Origin of the sequence: Methylibium sp. (assembly GCF_031393925.1) — a bacterium.
Lineage (GTDB): Bacteria > Pseudomonadota > Gammaproteobacteria > Burkholderiales > Burkholderiaceae_C > Methylibium.
Genome location: NZ_JANMWL010000135.1, coordinates 1 through 2,766 on the forward strand (window position 1 = coordinate 1; position 2,766 = coordinate 2,766).

4 protein-coding genes are annotated in these 2,766 nt (G+C 67.4%); all 4 read right to left on the minus strand.

Features of this window, described 5'->3' with window-relative positions; all coding sequences use genetic code 11:
* On the minus strand, positions 1-559 hold a 559-nt coding region (locus RMO12_RS07890), incomplete at its 3' end, for an indole-3-glycerol phosphate synthase TrpC (protein ID WP_309638869.1).
* Positions 552-1,583 carry an anthranilate phosphoribosyltransferase gene (gene trpD / locus RMO12_RS07895; protein WP_309638870.1) on the minus strand — a complete coding sequence of 344 codons (1,032 nt, stop codon included), beginning with the start codon at positions 1,581-1,583 and terminating at the stop codon, positions 552-554. The genes trpD and RMO12_RS07890, both read right to left, overlap by 8 nt.
* The gene (locus tag RMO12_RS07900) at positions 1,584-2,153 is read right to left on the minus strand and encodes an aminodeoxychorismate/anthranilate synthase component II (protein WP_309624123.1); all 570 of its coding nucleotides are present in this window, start codon (positions 2,151-2,153) and stop codon (positions 1,584-1,586) included. It lies immediately after the preceding gene.
* Positions 2,154-2,444: 291 nt separating this feature from the next.
* Positions 2,445-2,766 (minus strand): type I restriction enzyme endonuclease domain-containing protein (locus RMO12_RS07905; protein ID WP_309638871.1); only part of this gene is annotated, 322 nt, incomplete at its 5' end.

The window sequence follows — 2,766 nt, forward strand, 5'->3', positions numbered from 1 at the left end:
CGAGGCGCAGCGCGCGGTCCAGTTCGCGGCCGTCGTGCACCTCGACGAGCACCGCCATGCCGAGCGACGTGGCGGTGGCCTCGAGATCCGCCATGCGGGCGTCGTCCAGGCAAGCGGCGATCAGCAGAATGCAATCGGCTCCCAAGGTGCGCGCCTCGAACACCTGGTAGGCGTCGACCATGAAGTCCTTGCGCAGCACCGGCAAGGCGCAGGCGGCGCGCGCTTGCCGCAGATAGGCGGCAGCGCCCTGAAAAAAGTGCTCGTCGGTCAACACGCTGAGCGCCGCCGCGCCATGCAGGGCGTAGCTCGCGGCAATCTCGGCCGGCACGAAGTGCTCGCGCAGCACTCCCCTGCTCGGGCTGGCCTTCTTGACTTCGGCGATCACCGCGGCCCGCCCCGCTACGGTGCGCCCGCGCAATGCAGCGACAAAGTCGCGCAGGTCGCGGCGCGCGTCGCTCGATTCGGCCTCGTCGCGCAACGAACCCAGCGAGCGCCGCGCACGCGCCGCCGCGATCTCGTCACGCTTGACCGCGACGATGCGCTCGAGGATGTCACTCATGACCGAGCTCGAGCGTGGTCGCGACAAACTGATCGAGCTTGGCGGCGGCCCTGCCCGACGCCACCGCCTCGCGCGCCAGGCGAACGCCCTCGCGCACCGACGCACTCACGTCGGCCGCGTAGAGGGCGGCCCCCGCGTTGAGCAACACGATGTCGCGCACCGGGCCGTCCTCGTTGGCAAGGGCGCGGCGGATGCACGCCACCGATTCGTCCTTGCCCGCGACCGTGAGCGAGCGCATGTCGTAGACCGGCAGGCCAAAGTCGCTCGGGTGAACGGTGTACTCGCGCACCTCGCCGGCCTTGAGTTCACCGACCTGCGACTCGCCCGACAGCGAAATCTCGTCCATGCCGTTCATGCCGTGGACCACCAACACATGCTCGGCGCCGAGACGCTGCAGCACGCGCACCTGGATGCCCACCAGGTCGGGGTGGAACACGCCCATCAGCTGGTGGGTGGCACCGGCCGGGTTGGTGAGCGGCCCGAGGATATTGAAGATCGTGCGCGCGCCGAGTTCCTTGCGCACCGGCGCGGCGTGCTTCATGGCCGGGTGGTGGTTGGGCGCGAACATGAAGCCGATGCCGTTCTCATTCAGGCAGTCAGCCACCTGCGTTGGCGTGAGGTCGATGCGTGCGCCCAGCGCCTCCAGCACGTCGGCGCTGCCCGAAGTCGACGAGACGCTGCGCCCGCCGTGCTTGGCCACCCGCGCACCCGCGGCCGCCGCGACGAACATCGCGGCGGTCGAGATGTTGAAGGTGTGGGCGGCGTCGCCGCCGGTGCCGCACAGGTCCACCAAATGACGCTTGTCGGGCACGTCGACCGGTGTGGCGAACTCGCGCATCACCTGCGCGGCGGCGGCGATCTCGCCGACGGTTTCTTTCTTGACGCGCAGCCCCACCGCCAGCGCGGCGATCATCACCGGCGACATCTCGCCGCTCATGATGCGGCGCATCAGGTGCAGCATCTCGTCGTGGAAGATCTCGCGGTGCTCGATCGTGCGCTGCAGGGCGGCGGTGTCGGTGATCATTCAGCGCGCTCCTTCGAGAAAGTTCTTCAGCATGGCGTGGCCATGCTCGGTGAGGATGGACTCGGGGTGGAACTGCACGCCCTCGATCGGCAGCTCGCGGTGGCGCACGCCCATGATCTCGCCATCGTCGGTGCGCGCGCTCACCTCCAGCTCGGCGGGCAGCGACTCGCGCTCGATCGCCAGCGAGTGGTAGCGGATCACGCTGAAGCGCTCGGGCAGCCCCTGAAAGACGCCGCGCGTGTCGGTGGCGATCTCGCTGGCCTTGCCGTGCATCTGCACCTGCGAGCGCACGATGCGCCCGCCGAGCGCCGCGCCGATCGCCTGGTGCCCCAGGCACACGCCCAGGATCGGAAGCTTGCCTGCAAAGTGCCTGATCGCCTCGACGCAGATGCCGGCTTCGGCCGGCGAACACGGGCCGGGTGAAAGCACCAGCCGCTCGGGGTGCAGCGCCTCGATCTCCGCGAGCGTGATCGCGTCGTTGCGGAACACGCGGACGTCCTCACCGAGTTCGGCAAAGTACTGCACCAGGTTGAAGGTGAAGCTGTCGTAGTTGTCGATCATCAGCAGCATGTGCGCTCTACCCTATTGATTTCATTGGGTGTTGGCTGCGGCACCTTGTTTTGATACCTGCTTTGATACCCGCTTTTTCTGTCGCTGGCGAGGCCGGCGCGACGTGCTGGGTGGGAGTCTGAGGCGCCCCGAGCGGGCGCAATAGGTCGGTCAGGTTGATGGCTTACGCCAACACTGCTGGCCGAACGCCGCTGAGGATGAGGGCTGTGCAGCCATGCGTGCATTGTCGTCTGCCTTCGCACCAGTGAGAACGGGCTCGCGCGCACATTGATCGACGTCCGAACACCCACGTCAGGCCCAAGCCTCCCCCAGCGCCTTCGCCTGCTGCAGCACCAGCTCCACCGCCGCATCTTGGCTGTCCGGCGGGTACTTGTACTTGCGCAAGATGCGCTTGACCATCAGCCGCAACTTGGCCTGAACGCTTTCGCGCGCGGACCAATCCACGCTCAGGTTCTTGCGCAGGTTCTCGGCCAGCTCGTGGGCGATCTTCTTTAGCGTCTCGTCGGTCAGCTCACGTACCGCCGACTCGTTGTTGGCCAGCGCATCGTAGAAGCGCATCTCGTCTTCGGTCAGTCCCAGCTGTTCGCCGCGCGCTGCGGCCTCACGGAACTTC